This is a genomic window from Kitasatospora sp. NPDC096128, from assembly GCF_040303105.1.
In the GTDB taxonomy this organism is placed as follows: Bacteria; Actinomycetota; Actinomycetes; order Streptomycetales; family Streptomycetaceae; genus Kitasatospora.
Genome location: NZ_JBEOSP010000001.1, coordinates 396,305 through 414,438 on the forward strand (window position 1 = coordinate 396,305; position 18,134 = coordinate 414,438).

General features: G+C 75.1%; 20 protein-coding genes. 14 read left to right on the forward strand and 6 right to left on the reverse strand.

The genetic code is table 11. From position 1 onward, the window contains the following. The first annotated feature begins 69 nt into the window (after positions 1 to 69). Together lipP1 and ABTY61_RS01735 are read left to right on the forward strand one after the other, a co-directional pair. On the forward strand, positions 70 to 1,005 hold the full coding sequence (lipP1, locus tag ABTY61_RS01730; protein ID WP_350502882.1) for a LipP1 family hormone-sensitive lipase: 936 nt from the start codon (positions 70 to 72) through the stop codon (positions 1,003 to 1,005). Beyond that, positions 1,002 to 2,291, forward strand: coding sequence for an aminotransferase-like domain-containing protein (locus ABTY61_RS01735; protein WP_350502883.1), 1,290 nt, complete (start codon positions 1,002 to 1,004; stop codon positions 2,289 to 2,291). Before lipP1 ends, ABTY61_RS01735 begins: the two co-directional genes overlap by 4 nt. A 106-nt stretch (positions 2,292 to 2,397) precedes the next feature. On the opposite strand, the gene ABTY61_RS01740 is transcribed toward ABTY61_RS01735, so the two are convergent. The 4 genes from ABTY61_RS01740 to ABTY61_RS01755 all read right to left on the reverse strand — a co-directional run bounded on the left by ABTY61_RS01740 (position 2,398) and on the right by ABTY61_RS01755 (position 5,850). After that, positions 2,398 to 3,162, reverse strand: coding sequence for an ABC transporter permease (locus ABTY61_RS01740; protein ID WP_350502884.1), 765 nt, complete (start codon positions 3,160 to 3,162; stop codon positions 2,398 to 2,400). Positions 3,163 to 3,204: 42 nt separating this feature from the next. Next, on the reverse strand, positions 3,205 to 4,179 hold the full coding sequence (locus tag ABTY61_RS01745) for an ATP-binding cassette domain-containing protein (protein WP_350502885.1): 975 nt from the start codon (positions 4,177 to 4,179) through the stop codon (positions 3,205 to 3,207). Between the two features lie 184 nt (positions 4,180 to 4,363). Then, positions 4,364 to 5,554, reverse strand: coding sequence for a glycosyltransferase (locus tag ABTY61_RS01750; protein ID WP_350502886.1), 1,191 nt, complete (start codon positions 5,552 to 5,554; stop codon positions 4,364 to 4,366). Continuing rightward, positions 5,551 to 5,850, reverse strand: coding sequence for a hypothetical protein (locus tag ABTY61_RS01755; protein WP_350502887.1), 300 nt, complete (start codon positions 5,848 to 5,850; stop codon positions 5,551 to 5,553). Before ABTY61_RS01755 ends, ABTY61_RS01750 begins: the two co-directional genes overlap by 4 nt. Positions 5,851 to 6,059: 209 nt before the next feature. On the opposite strand from ABTY61_RS01755, the gene ABTY61_RS01760 reads away from it, so the two are divergent. The 5 genes from ABTY61_RS01760 to ABTY61_RS01780 all read left to right on the forward strand — a co-directional run bounded on the left by ABTY61_RS01760 (position 6,060) and on the right by ABTY61_RS01780 (position 10,896). Further along, on the forward strand, positions 6,060 to 6,992 hold the full coding sequence (locus tag ABTY61_RS01760) for a 3-oxoacyl-[acyl-carrier-protein] synthase III C-terminal domain-containing protein (protein WP_350502888.1): 933 nt from the start codon (positions 6,060 to 6,062) through the stop codon (positions 6,990 to 6,992). 116 nt (positions 6,993 to 7,108) lie between these two features. Further along, a complete protein-coding gene (locus ABTY61_RS01765; protein ID WP_350502889.1) occupies positions 7,109 to 7,399 on the forward strand; it encodes a phosphopantetheine-binding protein in 291 nt (96 codons plus the stop codon). A 4-nt stretch (positions 7,400 to 7,403) separates the two neighbouring features. Beyond that, a complete protein-coding gene (locus ABTY61_RS01770; RefSeq protein ID WP_350502890.1) occupies positions 7,404 to 8,201 on the forward strand; it encodes a hypothetical protein in 798 nt (265 codons plus the stop codon). Next, positions 8,198 to 8,875 carry a 4'-phosphopantetheinyl transferase family protein gene (locus ABTY61_RS01775; RefSeq protein WP_350502891.1) on the forward strand — a complete coding sequence of 226 codons (678 nt, stop codon included), beginning with the start codon at positions 8,198 to 8,200 and terminating at the stop codon, positions 8,873 to 8,875. The genes ABTY61_RS01770 and ABTY61_RS01775 overlap by 4 nt, the downstream gene beginning before the upstream one ends. Before the next feature lie 140 nt (positions 8,876 to 9,015). Further along, positions 9,016 to 10,896 carry a condensation domain-containing protein gene (locus tag ABTY61_RS01780; RefSeq protein ID WP_350502892.1) on the forward strand — a complete coding sequence of 627 codons (1,881 nt, stop codon included), beginning with the start codon at positions 9,016 to 9,018 and terminating at the stop codon, positions 10,894 to 10,896. 30 nt (positions 10,897 to 10,926) lie between these two features. Here ABTY61_RS01780 and ABTY61_RS01785 read toward each other — a convergent pair whose 3' ends face one another. After that, the gene (locus ABTY61_RS01785) at positions 10,927 to 11,727 is read right to left on the reverse strand and encodes a hypothetical protein (protein ID WP_350502893.1); all 801 of its coding nucleotides are present in this window, start codon (positions 11,725 to 11,727) and stop codon (positions 10,927 to 10,929) included. After that, complete coding sequence (locus ABTY61_RS01790; RefSeq protein WP_350502894.1) at positions 11,724 to 12,356, reverse strand: RNA polymerase sigma factor; 633 nt, start codon at positions 12,354 to 12,356, stop codon at positions 11,724 to 11,726. Before ABTY61_RS01790 ends, ABTY61_RS01785 begins: the two co-directional genes overlap by 4 nt. A gap of 224 nt (positions 12,357 to 12,580) precedes the next feature. On the opposite strand from ABTY61_RS01790, the gene ABTY61_RS01795 reads away from it, so the two are divergent. The 7 genes from ABTY61_RS01795 to ABTY61_RS01825 all read left to right on the forward strand — a co-directional run bounded on the left by ABTY61_RS01795 (position 12,581) and on the right by ABTY61_RS01825 (position 17,957). Next, positions 12,581 to 13,384: an SAM-dependent methyltransferase gene (locus ABTY61_RS01795; protein ID WP_350502895.1), complete on the forward strand. Its 804-nt coding sequence runs from the start codon at positions 12,581 to 12,583 to the stop codon at positions 13,382 to 13,384. 105 nt (positions 13,385 to 13,489) lie between these two features. After that, positions 13,490 to 14,431 (forward strand): class A beta-lactamase, encoded by a 942-nt coding sequence (bla, locus tag ABTY61_RS01800; RefSeq protein ID WP_350502896.1) that lies wholly within the window; start codon positions 13,490 to 13,492, stop codon positions 14,429 to 14,431. A 136-nt stretch (positions 14,432 to 14,567) separates the two neighbouring features. Then, positions 14,568 to 14,993 carry a DUF2690 domain-containing protein gene (locus tag ABTY61_RS01805; RefSeq protein WP_350502897.1) on the forward strand — a complete coding sequence of 142 codons (426 nt, stop codon included), beginning with the start codon at positions 14,568 to 14,570 and terminating at the stop codon, positions 14,991 to 14,993. 170 nt (positions 14,994 to 15,163) lie between these two features. Then, positions 15,164 to 16,051 (forward strand): DMT family transporter, encoded by an 888-nt coding sequence (locus ABTY61_RS01810; protein ID WP_350502898.1) that lies wholly within the window; start codon positions 15,164 to 15,166, stop codon positions 16,049 to 16,051. Positions 16,052 to 16,129: 78 nt separating this feature from the next. Next, complete coding sequence (locus ABTY61_RS01815) at positions 16,130 to 16,936, forward strand: SDR family NAD(P)-dependent oxidoreductase (RefSeq protein ID WP_350502899.1); 807 nt, start codon at positions 16,130 to 16,132, stop codon at positions 16,934 to 16,936. 56 nt (positions 16,937 to 16,992) lie between these two features. Continuing rightward, complete coding sequence (locus ABTY61_RS01820; RefSeq protein WP_350502900.1) at positions 16,993 to 17,730, forward strand: polysaccharide deacetylase family protein; 738 nt, start codon at positions 16,993 to 16,995, stop codon at positions 17,728 to 17,730. A gap of 65 nt (positions 17,731 to 17,795) precedes the next feature. Beyond that, positions 17,796 to 17,957: a hypothetical protein gene (locus tag ABTY61_RS01825; RefSeq protein ID WP_350502901.1), complete on the forward strand. Its 162-nt coding sequence runs from the start codon at positions 17,796 to 17,798 to the stop codon at positions 17,955 to 17,957. Positions 17,958 to 18,134: the final 177 nt, after the last annotated feature.

Below are 18,134 nucleotides of genomic sequence, written 5' to 3' on the forward strand. Positions count from 1 at the left end.
TGAGCCAACACTGAACCCCCGCCGAGCCGCCGCCCGGCCCCGGCCGGGCCACCGAACGGACCGCCACCCATGCCCCTGCACCCCCAGGCCGAGGCCCTGCGCGCCCACCGCGCGCGCAGCGGCGCGCCGCCGCTGTACACCCTGACCCTCGCCGAGGCCCGCGCCGCCGACCTCGCCGACATCCGCGCCGCGGCCGGCACCCCCGAGCCGGTCGCCGCCGTCGAGGAGCACCGCATCCCCGGCCCAGGCGGCGAACTCACCCTGCGGCTCTACCGGCCCGAACCACCCGGCCGCCGACTGCCCGCCCTGCTCTACCTGTTCGGCGGCGGCTGGACGCTCGGCTCGATCGACACCAGCGACGCGATCTGCCGCCGTCTCAGCAACGCCGTCGGCTGCGTCACCGCCTCGGTCGGCTACCGGCCGGCCCCCGAGCACCCGTTCCCCGCCGCCCTGCACGACTGCCGTGCCGCGCTGAGCCAACTGGTCTCCCGGGCCGCCGGGTTCGGCATCGACCCGGACCGCCTCGCGGTCGGCGGCGACAGCGCCGGCGGCAACCTCGCCGCCGCCCTCACCCTGCTGCTGCGCGCCGAGGGCGGCCCCGCGCTGCGCCACCAACTGCTGGTCTACCCCAACACCGACCACGCCGCCGACACCCCCTCACTGCGCGAGCACGACGACCCGCTGTTCTTCAACCGCCGCTCGGTCGCCTGGTACTGGAGCCACTACCTGGCCGACCCGGCCGACGGCGCCGCCCCGTACGCGTCCCCGCTGCGGGCCGCCGACCTGTCCGGCCTGCCGCCCGCGACCGTCCTCACCGCAGAGTACGACCCGCTGCGCGACGAGGGCGAGCAGTACGCCGAGGCGCTGCGCGCCGCCGGGGTGCCGGTGGAGCTGCGCCGCTACCAGGGCGTGCCGCACGGCTTCTTCGCCATGACCGGCACCCTGGACGCCGCCGCCGAGGCCCAGGCGCACGCCGCCGAGCGACTGCGGGAGGCGCTGCGGTGACCGACCTCGACCTGGCCGATCTGCACGGCTCGCTCGCCGACCCGCTGCTGGACGCGATGACCTTCCTCAACGAGGTCACCACCCGCTACCCCGGGGCCGTCTCCTTCGCCCCCGGCCGCCCCTACGAGGGCTTCTTCGAACCCGAGGACGTCCCCGCCTACCTGGACGGCTACCTCGACCACCTGGCCGACCGCGGACTGGACCGCGACGCCGTGCGCACCGCGCTGTTCCAGTACGGCCCCACCAAGGGCATCATCGCCGACCTGGTCGCCCGCACCCTCGCCAACGACGAGGGCCTCACCGTCGACCCCGGGGCCCTGGTGCTCACCGTCGGCGCCCAGGAGGGCATGCTGCTCGTCCTGCGCGCCCTGTGCGCGGGCCCGCAGGACGTGCTGCTGGTCAGCTCGCCCTGCTACGTCGGCGTCACCGGCGCCGCCCGGCTGCTCGACCTGACCACCCTGCCGGTCCCCGAGGGCCCCGACGGCGGCCCCGACCCGGAGGCCGTCCGCGCCGCCGCCCGGGAGGTACGGGCCGGGGGGCGCCGCCCGCGCGCCCTGTACGTCGTCCCGGACTTCGCCAACCCCTCCGGCACCAGCATGCCGGTCGCCGCCCGCACCCGGCTGCTGGCGGCGGCCGCCGAGGAGGGCCTGCTGGTCGTCGAGGACAACCCGTACGGCTTCTTCGCCCGCACCCCCGGCCCGCGGCCCACCCTCAAGGCGCTGGACCGCCGCCGCCAGGTGGTCTACCTGGGCTCCTTCGCCAAGACCTGCTTCCCGGGCGCCCGGGTCGGCTACGTGGTCGCCGACCAGGAGGTGGCCGGCCCGGGCGGGCGGCGCAGCCTGCTCGCCGACGAACTGGCCAAGCTGAAGAGCATGACGACGGTCAACACCCCCGCGCTCAGCCAGGCCGTCATCGGCGGCATGCTGCTGGTCCACGAGTGCAGTCTGCGCGCCGCCAACGCCCGCGCCACGGCCCACTACGCGGCCGGGATGGACACCCTGCTGCGGGAGCTGGACCGGCACTTCCCGGCCTCCGAGCGGCGCCGGCTGGGGGTGGACTGGAACCGGCCGGAGGGCGGCTTCTTCGCCGTGCTGACGGTGCCCTTCCGGGCCGACGACGCGGCGATGGAGCGCTGTGCCCGGGAGTTCGGGGTGCTGTGGACGCCGATGGCGCCGTTCTACCCGGCGGGCGGCGGCGAGCACCGGCTGCGGCTCTCGATCAGCTCGCTGACGCAGGCTCAGATCATTGACGGAGTAGTCAAGTTGGCGGAGTTCATCCGCTCCTGAGTGCTCCTCCTGAGTGCTCCTCCCGAGCGCTCCTCCCGAGTGCCCGGCAAACGTGGCGGCCCGGCTCGCACCCCCGAGCCGGGCCCCTGTGCCGTACCGGCGCGCCCTACCGCACCCGGGTGGAGAACAGCCGGGCCGACCAGGACACCGCCACGACGGTCATCAGCGCGACCACCAGCAGCCCCTGCCAGACCGCGGCGTCCCCGGCGTGCCCGGAGAACAGCGCGCGCATGCCCTCCACCGCCCAGTAGAAGGGGTTCCATCGGGCGAGCTGCTGCAGCCATTCCGGCGCCAGGGTGAGCGGCAGCAGCACCCCGGAGAGCAGTGCGATCGGCTGGGCGATGGTGTTCACCACCGGCGACATGGCGGCGTCGGTGGGCACCATCAGGGCGATGCCGAAGGAGATCGCCGAGGTCATCAGTGCCAGCAGGCCGAGCAGCAGGTAGGCGAGCAGCAGGTTCGGCGGGCTGACCCGCAGGCCGAACGGCAGGGCGATCAGGGTGATCAGGACGGCCTGCACCAGCAGCGCCACCATCTCCCGCAGCGCCCGCCCGAGCAGCAGTGCCAGCCGGCTGACCGGGGTGACCCGGGAGCGCTCGATGATCCCGGCCTTGAGCTCGCCCAGCAGGCTGAAGCCGGTGAACAGCCCGCCGAAGATGCACAGCACGGCCAGCAGGCCGGGCACGTACACCTGGTAGGCGTCGGCGTAGCTGCCGGCGCCGTCGGGGGCGAGCACCTTCTTCAGCAGCGGGGCGAACAGCAGCAGGTAGAACAACGGCTGGATGATGCCGACGGCGATCCAGATCGGGGTGCGGATCATGAGCAGCAGCTGGCGCTGGAGGATCAGCCAGGTGTCGCGGGCGAGCTTCACGGTCTCCCCAGGGGGTCGGGCAGGCAGGGCGGTGGGGCTGGGTCAGGACTGCCGCAGCGAGCGGCCGGTGCGGGCCAGGAACACGTCGTCCAGGCTGGGCCGTTGGAGCTGTACGGTGCCGGGGGTGACGCCCGCCGCCTCCACGGCGCGCAGCAGCTGCGGGATGGCGGCCGCGCCGTCCTCCAGGTAGAGCCGCAGCCCCTCGTCGCCGTCGGTCTCCAGCCGGTGCAGGTACGGCTGCGGGCGCAGCGCCGCGGCCGCGCGTTCGGCGGCGTCCTCGCCCGGGACGAGCCCGAGCAGCACGACGTCGCCGGAGATCTCGCGCTTGAGCGCCTCGGGCGTGCCCTCGGCCACCACCTGGCCGTGGTCGACGATGGCGACCCGGTCGCAGAGCGCGTCGGCCTCGTCCAGGTAGTGGGTGGTGACGACCACGGTCATGCCCTCGGTGCGCAGCCGGCGGATCTCCTCCCAGACGTGGGCCCGGCTGGCCGGGTCCAGCCCGACCGTCGGCTCGTCCAGGAACAGCACCTGCGGCCGGTGGATCACCCCGAGGGCGATGTCCACCCGGCGGCGCTGGCCGCCGGAGTAGGTGGCGCACGGCCGGTCGCCGAAGTCGCCCAGGTCGAAGGCCTTGAGGGCGTCCTCGGCGGCCCGGGCGGCCTGCGCCTTGCCCGCGCCGTACAGCCGGGACTGGAGCACCAGTTCCTCGCGGGCGCTGACGTTGTCGGTGGTCCCGCCGCCCTGGGCGACGTAGCCGATCCGGCGGCGGACCTCGGCCGGGTCCGCGAACAGGTCGGCCCCGGCGATGTCGGCCCGTCCGCCGTCCGGGCGGATCAGGGTGGCCAGCATGCGCAGGGTGGTGGTCTTCCCGGCGCCGTTGGGGCCGAGGAAGCCGTAGATCTCGCCGGCGGCGACGGACAGGTCGATGCCGCGTACGGCGTCGACGGTGGCGTCCTCGCCGCGTCGGCGGGAGGTCTTCTTGCGGTAGGACTTGCGCAGTCCCGCGGTCTCGATCAACCGGAACTCCCGTACGGGGATGGGCTGCCACGGCACCCGGGAAAGGGCGGGCTCGGCGCCTGGGAAAGGCGGTGTTGCTGCGACACCCTAGGGGCGGACCCCACCCGGAGACAATGGCCTAGACCAATGGACGTGTGATCACCCGATCTGCTAAGGGCCGGCCTGCGGGCCCGCCGAGCCGCCGTCAGCGGGCCCGCCGAGCCGCTGTCACGGCCCCGCCACCGGCCAGTGCCTCCAGCCGGTCAGCCGCGGCGGCCGCCCCGCCGCCCGCCAGCAGATCCCGGCCGACCTGAACCGCCCGGTCCCGGAGGCCCGTTGGCTCGAGTGCGGCGGTGAGCGCCGCCGCCAGCCGCTCGGGCGTCACCCGGGCGAACGGCACCCGCACGCCCGCCCCGGCCGCCGCCACCTGCGCGGCGACGAACGGCTGGTCGTGCCGGATCGGCGCGGTCACCAGCGGCACGCCGTGCGCCAGCGCCTCGCCCACGGTGTTCATCCCGCCGTGGCAGAGCACCGCGTCCAGCTCGCCGCGCGCCAGCAGTTCCAGCACCGGAGCCCGGTCCACCGCCACGGCGTGCGGCGGGAGTTCGGCCGTCGGGGGCAGCAGCTCGCGCGGCGCCGCGAACACCGGCTGCACCCCCGGTCCGCACAGTTCCAGCGCCCGGGCGGCCCGCGCGTGGAAGTCCGCGCCCAGCCCGCCGGCCAGCGTGCCCATGGTGACCAGCACCCGCCGCAGCCCCGGCAGCAGCCGCTGCCACGGGAAGTGCGGATCGGGCGGGCGCGCCGTGAGCACCGGCCCGACCAGCGCGTGGTGTGCCGGCGGGGTGCTGCCGGTCAGCGCGGGTCCGGTGGTGGCCAGCACCAGGGCGGGGGAGCAGCGCGGGTCCAGGTACTCCTCGGCGGGCAGTCGGGCCCGCTCCCACAGCCCGCGCAGCAGCCCGGTCATCCACGCCTCGACCTGCGGCAACGCCCGGTACGGGCGGCCCAGTTCCATCGCCCCGGGCGCGAAGGACGCCCACGGCAGCCCGTGCCGGTGCGCCACCAGCGCGCCCGCCGGGGTGTGCTGGTCGACCAGCAGTACGTCCGGCCGGTACTCCCGCACGATGGTGTCCAGCGGTTTCGCGGTGAACCGGGCGTACGGGACGATGAAGCCCTCCCAGAGCGAGCGCAGCGCCGCCAGGCCGTGCCCGCCCTGGGCGCGGAAGGCCCGGGTGCCGGTGCCGAGCACCCGTGCGTCCGGGCCGAGCAGCGGGCGCAGCACCGACTCGGTGCCGGTCCAGGCGACTTCGTGGCCGCGCGCGGTCAGCTCGGCGGCGATGCCCGCGGCCGGGTTGACGTGTCCGGTGAGCGGCGGCATCACCAGCAGGAACCGGGTCATCGTCGGTCCTCCTCGGGGAGCAGGGCCTGGAGGTCGGCGACGGTCAGCGCCTCCAGGGCGGCCAGGTCCAGTCCGGCGCGCAGTCCGGCCAGGTCGGCGGCCGGGCCGAAGCGTTGGGGCAGTCGGACGGCCAGCTCGGCGAGTTCGCACTCGTCCAGCAGCAGGTCGCCGTCCAGCCGGGCGTCCGGGGGCAGCCGGTCGGCCCAGCCAGGGGGCGCGCCGGCCACCTCGGCCAGCAGGGCGGCCAACGACCGGTTCAACGGCCGTTCGGGGGAGGGTGGTTCACGGTCCGACATGGGAGGTTCTCCGGTCCGGTCGACGAAAGCGGGTTGGGGTGCGCGGCGGCTCCGCGGCGGTGCGTGGGGCGGCGTGGACGACGGCCGGGACTACGGCCGGGACGACGGCCGGGAGGAGGCGGCCTCGATGGCGCCCGACGAGGCGGCCGCGCGGGAGAAGGGCCCGAGATCACTTGTGCGACCAGGCGGGCGTCGGAATACTAGCCCGCGTGACCGCACTGGAGGCAGTGGCCGTTCACCTCCCCCCACACGCCGTTCCCATCGAGGCGGTGGGCGAGCGCATCGGCCTGACCCCACGTCAACTCCGTCTCTTCCGCCGCTTCCACGGCCTGGACCAGCTGCGACTGGATCCGACCGGGACGCTGCCCGACCTGCTCGACGCAACCCTCGACAACCTGCCGGAGCTGCGCGGACGCGAGCGGCACGTCCGCTTCGTGATCCACGCGCGCAGCATGCCGGTGGCCGTGCCCTACCCGCTCAACCCCCTGCACGAGGTGCTCGCCGCGCGTGGACTGGCGCACGCGAGCGCCTTCACCGTGACCCACCACGCCTGCGCGGTGGGCCTGCTGGCCATCGACCTGGCGGGCCGGCTGCTGGCCGGCGACCCCGACCCGCAGGCCCTCGCGCTGGTGCTGGCGGGGGAGAAGACCTTCACCAAGGACGCCCAGCTGGTGCCGGAGACCGGCATCTTCGCCGAGGGCGCGGCCGCCTGCCTGGTCAGCGCGGACGGCCCGCGGCACCGGGTGCGCTCCTTCGCGGTGCGCCAGCGCCCGGAGTTCGACGGCCGGCTGGCCGAGGACGCCGAGCTGCTCGCCCGCTACCAGCGGGAGTACCCGAACGTCATGGTGGAGGCCGTCGAGGCCGCCCTGCACCAGGCCGGTCTGGACCTCTCCGACCTGGCCGCGGTGCTTCCGCACAACGTCAACCAGGCGTCGTGGCGGATGATCGCGCGCCGGATCGGCTATCCGCTCGACAAGGTGGTGCTGGACAACGTGCTGTCGGTCGGGCACAGTTTCGCTGCAGACAGCCTCATCAATCTTCACACCGCCACCACGCGGGGGCTGATCCGCCGCGGCGACCACTACCTGATCGCCGCCGCCGGCGTCGGGGCCACCTTCTCCGCGATGGTGATGCAGTACTGACGCGCCGTCGGCCCGGACCCGCTCGAACCACCGTCCGAGCTCCCCGCGTTGTGATCCCAGAGCACACTCCTTGAAGCCCAGAGCACACTTCCCACGCACGACGGGACGGGACACCCATGTCAGAACAACTGGTCCAGACCACTGATCCCGAGCTGCGCGAGCGCATCCTGCACGGCATCGGCGAGCTCCTGCCGCGCGTGCTCAAGCGCGAACTGCCCGAGATCCCCGCGGACGCCTGCCTGTTCGACGACCTCGGGCTGACCTCGGCCGGCACCATCGAACTCATCCTGGAACTCGAGGAGTCGCTCGACATCCAGGTGGACGTCGAGCAGATCACCGAGGACGACCTGCGATCGGTCACCAAGCTGGCCGACTACGTCGCCGGGCACCTCATCGCCGAGGACTGACCGGGTGGCCGCCGGTCCCCCCGGTTCCCCCGCCCCCGCCGGACTGCGGATCACCCGGGCCCTCGCCCGGTGCTCCGACGGCCGCTCGGAGGCCTCGCTCGACCCCGACCTGCGGGTCTTCGTCTCCGACCTGGTCCGCCCGTACGGCCTGCCGCTGCGCGAGGACCTGCTGCGCGAGGGCGTCGGCCACTCCTACGAGGAGCTGGCCGCCGGCCTGCTGCGCGAGGCGCTGGCCGCGGACGAGCCGGTGGACCTGCTGATCCTCGCCTTCGACACCCCGGACGTGCGCCCCGGCGCGCCGTCCTCGCTCGCGCTCAGCCGGTCCGTCCCCGGCGAACCGCTGGCCTTCGCGGTCTGCGACCAGGGCACCGCCGCGGCCTTCACCGCGCTGCGGCTGGCGGCCGAGTACCACCGCGCCGGAGTCTGCCGCCGGGCGGTGGTGGTGCTCGCCGAACAGACCGCGCTGCACTACGAGCCGGCCGAACCGGTGGTGATGCCCCGGCGGCACGCCGCCGTGGTGCTGGTCTGCGAGGAGGCGCCGGGCGCCGGGCTGGCCGTGCACCAGCGGCCCGGCCCCGAACGGCCGGAGCCGTCCGTCCGGGCGAGGGCGGAGGAACTGGGGCCCGGGACGGCGGTCCTGGACGCGACCGGTGCCGACGGCGGGTTCGCCGCGCAGCCGTTCACCGGCCCGTGGGTGGAGCTCGCCGAGCGGCTGCCCGGGTGGCGGGCGGAGCTGCGGCCGCTGCTGGTCGCCGGGCTGGACCGTCGACTCGGGGTGCTGAGCACCCTGACCCAGCCGTGACCGGGGTCGACCTGTGGCTGATCGACGCCGACCAGCCGCCGGAGGTGGTCGCCCGGCTGTGGCGGACGCTGGACGCGGAGGAGCGGGCCCGCGCCGAACGGGCGGACACCGGGCGGCGGAGCCGGTTCACCGTGGTGCGCGGCGCCGTCCGGGAGCTGGTCGCCGCGCGGCTCGGCACCCGCCCGGCCGAGCTGGTCTGGCGGCACGGGCAGCACGGCAAGCCGGAGCCGGCGGGCGCGGGCGGGCTGCGGGTGAACTGGTCGACCGCGGAGCCGCTGGCGGTGCTGGCCCTGGCCGAGGGCCGGGCGGTCGGCGTCGACGTGGAGCCGCTGCGCGACGCCCGCCGGGCGGAGCGGATGGCCGCCCGCTGGTTCCCCTTCGAGGAGGCGCGGTTCGTCGCGGAACCCGCCGAACCCGCCGAGCGGGCAGCTCGGTTCACCACGCTGTGGTGTCGCCGGGAGGCCTGTGTGAAGGCGTACGGCGGACGGCTGGTGCAGGCGCTCGGGGTGTCGGTGGCGGGGCCCTCGCCGCTGCTGCTCGCCGACCCGGGCCCGCTCGGGGCGGGGCCGGTGGGGCTGTGCGACGTGCCCGTTCCAGGGCCGTACCGGGCTGCCGTCGCCACTGTCGGCGGCTGTCCTGGTCAGGTCAACACCCTTGTTTGGTCGGCCTATTGATTGGCCGTCAGAACCCGTCAGAACCCGTCAGAACCCGTCAGAACCGTCAAACCCTTCCGGATGATCACCGGCGGCCGCTGGTGGCGTCCGGCCGCACTCCCCGCTGAGACCTTCCCGGCGAGCCGAAAGGCACGTACGACGTGACTGCGCACAACGCCGCTCCGCACGACTCCGCTCCGCACGACCCGGCACCGCACGACCCCGTCGGGGCGGGCCGACGGGTCACCGTCCGCTTCGCCGCGACGAGCGGCGGCTCGGGCCCGCTCACCCGCGGCCAGGACAACATGATCCGCTGCATCCGGCGCGACGCCCCCGAGGCGATCAACAAGGAGTCGGTCTGGCCCGTGCCGCCCGGAACCACCCTCGCCGCCGGGCTGAACGCCCTGCGCCTGCTGGTCGAACGGCACGAGTCGCTGCGGACCTCCTTCCCGCCCGGCCCCGGCCCGGACGCCTTCCCGCAGAGCCAACTGGTGCACGGGGACGGTCGGTTCGCCGTCACCGTGGTCGAGGCGGGAGGCCTGGAGAGCCACGAACTCGATTCCCTGGCCGCCGAGTTGGGGCAGGCGGACGTCGCGGTCCCGGTGCCGCTGGACGCCGTCCCGAGGATCCGCTGCACCCTGCTCGTCGACGGTCCGCACCTGCTCCGGCTGATCGCCGTGGTCTGCCACGCCGGCGCCGACGGCGCGGCGACCGCCGTGCTGATCCAGGACTGGTACGCCCTCGCCGCCGGGAAGGACCTCCCGCCCGTCACCGCGCCGACCCCGATCCAGCTCGCCGCCGCCGAACAGAGCCCGCAGGGCCGCCGCCGGGCAGCCGGCGCCCTGCGCCACTGGGCCCGGGTGCTGGACACAGGCCCGCAGGTCGTGTTCGCCGACTCCCGGATCGCCGGCCCCCCGCGCGACCACGGCGCCCTGATGGTCCGCTCGCGCACCGCGGCCGCCGACCTCGCCGCCGTCTGCCGACGCACCGGTGCGAGCCCCTCCGTCGTCCTGCTCGCCGCGTTCTCCGCGCTGGTCGCCCGCCGGGCCGATCGTACCGAGCTGGCCGTCTCGGCCCTCTCCGCCAACCGCCAGCGCGCCGTGCTGCTCGACCACGTCGGCACCCTGGCCCAGGACGCCCTGATCCTGCTCGACACCGGCACCGCCGACCTCGACCAGCTGATCGGGCGCGCCAAGTCGGCCTCGCTGAGCGCCTACTGGCACAGCGTGCTGGACGCCGAGCAGGTCTGGCAGCTGGTGGAGGACGCCGCGCACGTGCGCGGCTCGCGGTTCGCCCGCCAGGTCGTCGTCAACGACCTGAGCCTCACCATCCCCGCCGCCGTCGCCGACGCCCAACCGGCGGCGACCGCCGATCCCGAGCTCACCGCGCTGCCCGCGCCGCCGCTGCCGGTCCGGCTGATGTTCACCATCCTGCGGATCAGCGGCAGCCTGGACTTCGCCCTGATCGCCTGCCCCCAGGTGCTCGACCCCGTGGAGACCGACCGCTTCGCCCGTGCGCTGCTCGCCCTGCTCGCGGCCGCCGCCGGAGGGCCCGTCCCGCTCGTCGGCCTGCACGACGCCCCCGGGCCGCCGGTCGCCGGCAGCGACGGCTCCGATGGCTCCGACGGCAGCGACGGCTTCAGCGGCAGTGACGGCGACGGCGGAGCCGACTGGCGGGTTGTCGACGGCTCCCGGATCGACCTGGCCGCCGTCCGGAGCCTGGTCGGGGCGGCGCTCGACGCGGCCCTGGACACCGGTCTCGACCACGGCCCCGACCACGGCCCCGACCTCCCCCGGGATTCCCGGCCGGCCTGCCGAGTGTCCGTCGAGGACGGCAGGTTGACCGTCGACCTGGACACCGCCGACCCCCACCTGACCCCCGCCGACGTGCACCGCGCGGTGGTCGCCGCCCTGCCCGGCCGGGACACCGCGATGGCACCGCAGCACTACCGCATCCGCTACCGCGGCCCGGACGGCGAACGGCTCGGCGCGGGCAGCGGCCGGGACCCGGAGGTCGTCGCCCGGCTCGCCGCACTCACCTGAACGTGGGACCGCGGGGCGGCCGGGCGGCACTCACCCCGACGGGTCCCGGCCGTCCTCCGGCTCGTCCCTGGCTTGGTCCGTGGGTTCGTCCCGTGCTCTGCCCTTCCGGCGGAGCCCCGGTTCGCCCTCGCCGAACTCCCGGCAGGGGTCCCACGAGCAGCCCGAGGTGGCCCCGGAGGTGAGCCCCCACGGGTTGGGCACCTCCTCCTCTTCCCCGTCCTGCAACGGCAGTCGGTCGATCACTGCGACCAGCGCGGGTGGCAGCTGCGGCGCCAGCCCCCGGTGCACCCGGGAGAGGATGTCCCGCCGCACGTCCTCCGGCAGTAGCGGCCGGCTCATCTGCAACGGCCGGGGCCCGGGCGGCCGTTCGGCCGTCGACAGCTGTTCCGACCAGGCCCGCCAGTAGTCGGCGTCGTCGGTCTCGCCGAGCATCAGATGGTGCAGGTGGAGGCAGTACGCGGCCGTCCCGCTGCCCGACCCGGCCGCGAAGCGCCACCAGAACTCGGCGCCCTCCTCCTTGCCGGTGGCGTACAGCAGCGCGCCGAACACCTCCGCTCCTTCCGGCTGGATCCGGCGCGCGTTGACCAGTAGGTCCAGCCCCCGGGAGGCGCACGGCGCCCCCAGTACCAGGGCGACCACCAGGCCGAGTTCGAAGGCGGCCTGCTCGTGTTCGGTGGGCAGGTGGGCCGGGGCGGCGGTGATCCGGGCCTGCCGCAGGGCCGCGATCCGCTCGGCGTGGGCGCGTTCGGTTCGGGGTACTCGGAACACCGTGCGCCCCCCGCCCGCCGCGCACGCCCCGTCGACGGGCCGCTCCGCCCGGTCGGCCGTCACGCTTCGCCTCCCCGGTCCGGGAGTTCGCCCACTCCGAGTCGACGCGCCAGCCGCTCCCGGGCGTGCCGGAGGTTGGAGTGCACCGTGGCCACCGGCCGTCCCAGGTACGCGGCGATCACCTTGGCGTGCAGGCCGAGCAGGTAGCGCAGGATCACCACGTCCCGCTGCCGGTCCGGCAGTTCGAGGATCGCCGCGTACAGCCGGACCTCGTCCGCCTCGCTGTGCAGCAGTCCGTCGGCGACCTGCTTGAACGCCCCGATCACGGCCGCGAAGGTGACCGCCTCCACCTCGACCGGTTCCTCGGCCGCCACCCAGTCCCCGACGTGCCGGTTGGCCAACCGCCAGGCGTACGCGGCCGGTTCCTCGAAGCGCAGGACCTGCGGCCAGCACCGGGCCAGGTCGGCCTTGACCGCCTCGACCACGAGTGCCGCGTCGGCCTGGCTGCCTATCCGGGTCAACGCGAGGGCGTGCCAGGCGGGTTCATGGGTCTCGCAGAACGCGGTGTAGGTGAGGTCCAGCCGTAGTGACGGCTCCATCACCGCCGTCCGCTCCGCCCCGGCCGCCCCGGTGTGCTCCAGCGCCGTCCCTCCGCGGTACCCGCGCGCGGGGGAACCCCTGTCGATCGTCATCGAGCCTGCTTTCCGTGGCCGTCGGCTGCTGGCCGGGCCACCCGAGGATCGGGCTGTCCGCGCCCATCCTCATTCCATCAGGCCGGTCACTCCAGGCTGCAACGCGAATACAGATGGTCATTTCTTATGGTCTTCGTGCGAGATCAGGTCCTCGGAGGGACGGTTGGCCCCCGGATAGGCTGGGCAGCAATCGGTCGGTGCCCACGCAGCCGAGGGGGAGGGCGATGAGCCTCTACGACGGGGTCGACCTGCGGCTGAACGTGCCGCATTCGGCCCGGATGTACGACTACTACCTGGGCGGCTGCACCAACTTCGCCGCCGACCGCGAGGCCGCCGGCCACGTCCTCGCCATCGCCCCCTGGCTGCGCGAGGCCGCTCGCGCCAACCGCTCCTTCGTGCACCGTTCCACCCGCGCCCTCGCCCGGGCCGGCATCGACCAGTTCCTCGACATCGGCACCGGCATCCCCACCTCGCCCAACCTCCACGAGGTCGCCCAGAGCGTCCAGCCCCGGGCCCGGGTCGTCTACGCCGACAACGACCCCATCGTCCTCACCCACGCCCAAGCCCTGCTCACCGGTACCCCCGAGGGCCGCACCGCCTACGTCGAGGCCGACGTCACCGACCCGGACAGCCTGCTCGCCGCACCCGGCCTGCGCGAGACCATCGACCTCCGCCGCCCGGTCGCGCTCTCGCTCAACGCGCTGCTGCACTTCGTCCCCGACGCCCGCGGTGCCCACGAGCTGGTCGAACACCTCAAGTCCGTCCTCGCCCCCGGCAGCGCCCTGGTGATGACCCACGTCACGCCTGACTTCGCCCCCGAGGAGATCCGCCGGATCGTCGGCATCTACCAGGCGGCCGGCACCGCCGCCCAAGCCCGCACCCGCGCGGAGTTCGTCCGGTTCTTCGACGGCTGGACCCTCCTCGAACCCGGCGTCGTCCCCACCCCGCACTGGCGGCCCCGGTCCGACGATCCGTCCGTCTCGGCCTCCGACGCCTCCGCCTACGCGGGCGTGGCGATGCGGCCCTGAACCACGGCGGTTCGACCGGCTGACGAACCATCGGAGCGGTCACCGCGTCCTGAAGATCGAGGACGCGGCCCGCCCGCGAGATTCGATCAGAGGGGAACCATGCACGTGCAGCCTTCGGAAGCCCGGCACAGCCGCCGCGCCGTCCTGGCCCTCGGCGTCGGAGCGGCGGCCGTCGCCGTCACCGCGTCGACCGGCACAGCGGCCCACGCGGCCACCGGCACCGGCACCGGCACCGGCACCGGCACCGGTGTTCACCGGGCACTCGCCGAGCTCGAACGACAGCACTCCGCCCGGCTCGGCGTCCACGCCCACAACCTCGCCACCGGACGCACCGTCCGCTACCGGGCCGACGAGACCTTCCCGATGTGCTCGACCTTCAAGACCGTCGCCGTCGCCGCCGTCCTGCGCGACCTCGACCGCGACGGTGACTACCTGGCCCGGCGCATCCACTACACCCGGGCCGACATCGACCGGGCCGTCGGCGCCCCCGTCACCGGTCTGCCCGCCAACCTCGCCAACGGCATGACCGTCGGCGAACTCTGCAAAGCCGCCATCGACCACAGCGACAACGCCGCCGCCAATCTGCTGCTCCAGCGGCTCGGCGGGCCGACCGCCGTCACCCGCTTCTGCCGCTCCATCGGCGACCGGATCACCCGTTTGGACCGCTGGGAGCCCGAACTCAACTCGGCCGAACCGGACCGCATCACGGACACCACGACCCCGCACGCCATCGCCCGCACCTACCGCCGCCTCACGCTCGGCCACGCCCTCCCGCCCGGGAAGCGGGACCAACTCCTCACCTGGCTGCGCGGCAACACCACCAGCACCCACCGCTTCCGCGAGGGCCTGCCAGCGGACTGGACCCTCGCCGACAAGACCGGCACCGGCAGCCACGGCACCGCCAACGACGTCGGCATCGCCTGGACCCCGAACGGCGACCCGGTCGTCCTCGCCGTCCTGACCACCCACCCGCAGGACCCCACCGCCAAGGCCGACGAGCCGCTGATCGCCCGCACGGCGGCCCTGCTCGCCGCGGCCCTGGGCTGACCGCCGTCCCCGCCGCCGTCCCGGGGATCCCGGGGACGGCGGAGACGGCCGGGACGGCGCCGTGCCGGTGGCAGGGTGTGGCCAGGCGCCGCCAACTGGGCGTGCCGCCGCATCCTTCACTCGTTCGGAGACCACCGTGAAGCCTTCCCTGCGCACACTCGCGTCCGCCGCCGCCACCCTGGTGCTGGCCGCGTCCGGCACTCTGGTCGCCACGGGTACGGCCTCGGCCGCCACCTCCTGCTACGCCGGCAGCTGCACGGGCCTCGACCCGGCCAACACCATCTGCCAGAACGACGCGCGGACCATCGACTACACGGCGCCCGACGGCGATGCGGAGCTGCGCTACAGCCCGACCTGCCGTGCCGCGTGGGCGCGAGCGACCACCGCTGGCCGCGTCCCGGCCACGATCCAGATCGAGAACAACCAGGGCGCCTCGTACACCGTCGTGAACTACGGCACCGGCACGGTCTACACCCGGATGGTCAACGACAAGGACATCCAGGCCCGGGCCTCGTTCCACTACGACAACAACACCCAGTTCGGCTACACGAACTGGTACTGATCGGCACGCCGGTCATCGGGGCCGGGGCCGACCGGGCTCCGGCCCGACCGGTTCCCGCCCCCCGGCCGCGCCGCGCCGTCCCCGGTCGCCCCACCGGTCCCACCCGTGCACCCCCGCCGCCCCGGGCCCAGACTGGGTGGTGAACCGATGCCGCCCCGCGAGGGAGACGCATGCTGCTGGGACTCACCACCGCGCTGGTCGCCACCGTCTGCTTCGGGTTCGGGGCGGTGTTCCAGGCGCGCGGGGCGCGGTCGGCGCCGCGCGCGGACCGGGTGCGCGCGGGGCTGCTGGCCGCGCTGCTGCGGTCCTGGCAGTTCATCCTCGGGACGGCGCTGGACATCCTCGGCTTCGTGCTGAGCATCGTCGCCCTGCGCAGCCTGCCGCTGTTCCTGGTGCAGGCCGTCACCAACGCGAGCCTCGCCGTCACCGCCCTGGCCGCCGTCTGGCTGCTGGGCGCGCGGCTGCGCCGGGGGGACGCGGCGGGCATCGTCGCCGTGGTGGTGGGGCTGAGCCTGCTGGCGCTGGGTTCCGGCAAGGAGGGCCGGGAGTACGCCCCGGCGGCCTTCCACTGGGCGCTGCTGGCGACCACCGCCGTGATGCTGATCGCCGTGCTGGCCCTGGTCCGCCGGGAGGGCACGGCGGCCGCGGCCGGTCTCGGCCTGCTGGCGGGCGTCGGTTTCGGGATCACCAGTCTGGCGGTGCGCGTCCTGGACGCGTCCACGCTCACCGCCGTGCTGACCGATCCGGCCGCGTACGCCCTGGCGGTGGGCGGGTTGGGCGGCTACCTGGCGTACGCGCTCGCCCTGCAGCGCGGCACGGTGACGGCGGCGACGGCGGCCGGGACGGTCGCCGAGACCTTCGGCCCGGCCCTGGTGGGGGTGGTGTCGCTGGGGGACTCCGCGCGCCCCGGGTTCGCCTGGTGCGCCCTGACGGGCTTCGCGGTCGCGGTGGGCGGCACGTTCCTGCTGTCCCGGTTCGGTGAACTGGAGGGTGAGTCCGCAGAACTGTCGGCCCCGCACCCGGATACCGAGGCCGAGGCGGCGGTTCCGCCCCGGTAGCCCGGAAAGCTCCGCCGTGCGAAGGTGACTTGCCGGACAAATCGGACGGCAGGACGCCCACGGACCGGCAGGTGCGCGATGACGGAGGAAGCCGTGACGGCGGAGGAAGCCCAGGCCCGGCCCCGGCACCCGGGGCCGCCCGCCCGCCCCGTCGCGCTGATCACCGGCGCCTCCTCGGGCATCGGCCTGGCCACCGCCACCCGGCTGGCCGACGCCGGCTGGCAGACCCTGCTCTCCGGCACCGACCGGGCCCGCCTCGACGCCCTCGCCGAGCGCACCGGCGGCGTCGCCCTGCCCGAGGACCTGAGCAAGCCGGACGGCCCCACCCGCCTGGCCGAGGCGGCGCTCGCCGCCGCCGGCCGGGTGGACGTCCTGGTCTCCAGCGCCGGCCTCGGCTGGCGCGGCCCGTTCGCCGACACCCCGTCCGACACCCTCGACCGGATGATCGAGGTCAACCTGGCCGCCCCGCTGCGGCTGATCCGCCTGCTGCTGCCCGGGATGCTGGAGCGCCGGCACGGCCGGATCGTGCTGCTCGGCTCGATGGCCGGCCAGGTCGGGGTGCGCGACGAGTCCGGCTACTCGGCCACCAAGGGCGGGCTGACGATGTTCGCCGAGAGCCTCTGGTACGAGCTGCGCGGCACCGGGGTCGGCGTCCGGCTGGTCCTGCCCGGCGCGGTGGACACCCCGTTCTTCGACCGCCGCGGCACCCCGTACCAGCGCGAACGCCCGCGTCCGGTCTCGGCGGAGCGGGTCGCGGACACCGTGGTGGCGACCATCACCACCGAGCGGGACCGCCTCTACGTCCCGCACTGGCTCGGCTTCCCGGCCCGGATCCACGGGGTCGCGCCCGGTGTGTTCCGCCGGATGGCCGCCCGCTTCGGGTGAGCCCCCGGGGCCCCGGAGGCTCCCGGGCCGTCCAGGCTTCGCGGGCCCCCCGAGCCTTGCGGGCGGGCACGGCCCTCGCCCTCGCGGCGGGCCTGGAGTTCCTGCACCTGGCCCCGGCCGCGGTCCGCCTCCCGCCGGTGCGCCGCAGCCTGGCCCGCCGCACCGCCGGGTACGGCAGCGCCCCGGGCCACCTCGCCCTCACCTTCGACGACGGCCCCGACCCGCGCAGCACCCCGTACGTCCTCGACGCCCTCGACGCACTCGGCGCCCGGGCCACCTTCTTCCTGCTCGGCGCGATGCTGGAACGCGCCCCGGCCCTGGGCCGGGAACTGGTGCTGCGCGGCCACGAGGTGGCCGTGCACGGCTGGCACCACCGGCAGCAGTGGTACCCCGCCCCGGCCCGCGACCTGCGCGAACTGCGCCGCGCCACCGGGGCGGTGGCCGAACTGTGCGGCGCCCGCCCGCTCTGGTACCGCCCGCCGTACGGCGTGCTGACGGCCGGTCCGGCGCTGGCCGCCCGCCGACTGGGCCTGCGCAGCGTGCTGTGGACGGCCTGGGGGCGGGACTGGACGGCGGAGGCCACCGGCGAGTCGGTCTTCGCGACCGCCCGCCCCGGCCTCACCGCCGGCGCCACCCTCCTGCTGCACGACTCCGACTGCACCTCCGCCCCGGACTCCTGGCGCGCCACCCTGGCCGCGCTCCCGCTGATCGCCGCGCACTGCCGCGCCCACGCCCTCACCCTCGGCCCGCTGCGCGACCACGCCGTTCCGCCCCTTGCCTGCGGCGCACGGTAGTTGGGACGATCGGCGGGTCGCGCCCACCACCGGGGCGGCTGCGTCGACAACGGGGTGAGCTACCCGTGCCCGACTGGTCAGGCGGACTGGCCCACGCGTCCGTGAACGCCACGGACGGTCCGAAGTACGGGCACTCGGGGCACTCCGGACACCCAGGGCCCGAACTGCTTTCCGAGCTGGTCACCGCCGAGGTCGCCCGGCTGCTCGGCGTGCTCAGGGCAGCCTGAGCAGGCGCCGGCCGGAACCATCGGGGGCCCGGGGAACGCCGCGGCGCTCCCCGGGCCCCGGCGCGTACGCGGACCGGCGGGTACACGGACCGGCGGGTACTCCGGCCCGGGCCCCGGGCCCCGGGCTACGGGCGCCGGCGGCGGCCCCGGGTTCGGCCGGTGGCTTCGCAGTCGAAG

Bases quoted from the DNA above. Each gene is read 5' to 3' on its own strand.
- ABTY61_RS01750 (WP_350502886.1), bottom strand. From the start codon at position 5,554: ATGACCCGGTTCCTGCTGGTGATGCCGCCGCTCACCGGACACGTCAAC.
- ABTY61_RS01765 (WP_350502889.1), top strand. From the start codon at position 7,109: ATGTCAGAACAACTGGTCCAGACCACTGATCCCGAGCTGCGCGAGCGC.
- ABTY61_RS01755 (WP_350502887.1), bottom strand. From the start codon at position 5,850: ATGTCGGACCGTGAACCACCCTCCCCCGAACGGCCGTTGAACCGGTCG.
- ABTY61_RS01790 (WP_350502894.1), bottom strand. From the start codon at position 12,356: ATGACGATCGACAGGGGTTCCCCCGCGCGCGGGTACCGCGGAGGGACG.
- ABTY61_RS01810 (WP_350502898.1), top strand. From the start codon at position 15,164: ATGCTGCTGGGACTCACCACCGCGCTGGTCGCCACCGTCTGCTTCGGG.
- lipP1 (WP_350502882.1), top strand. From the start codon at position 70: ATGCCCCTGCACCCCCAGGCCGAGGCCCTGCGCGCCCACCGCGCGCGC.
- ABTY61_RS01815 (WP_350502899.1), top strand. From the start codon at position 16,130: ATGACGGAGGAAGCCGTGACGGCGGAGGAAGCCCAGGCCCGGCCCCGG.
- ABTY61_RS01795 (WP_350502895.1), top strand. From the start codon at position 12,581: ATGAGCCTCTACGACGGGGTCGACCTGCGGCTGAACGTGCCGCATTCG.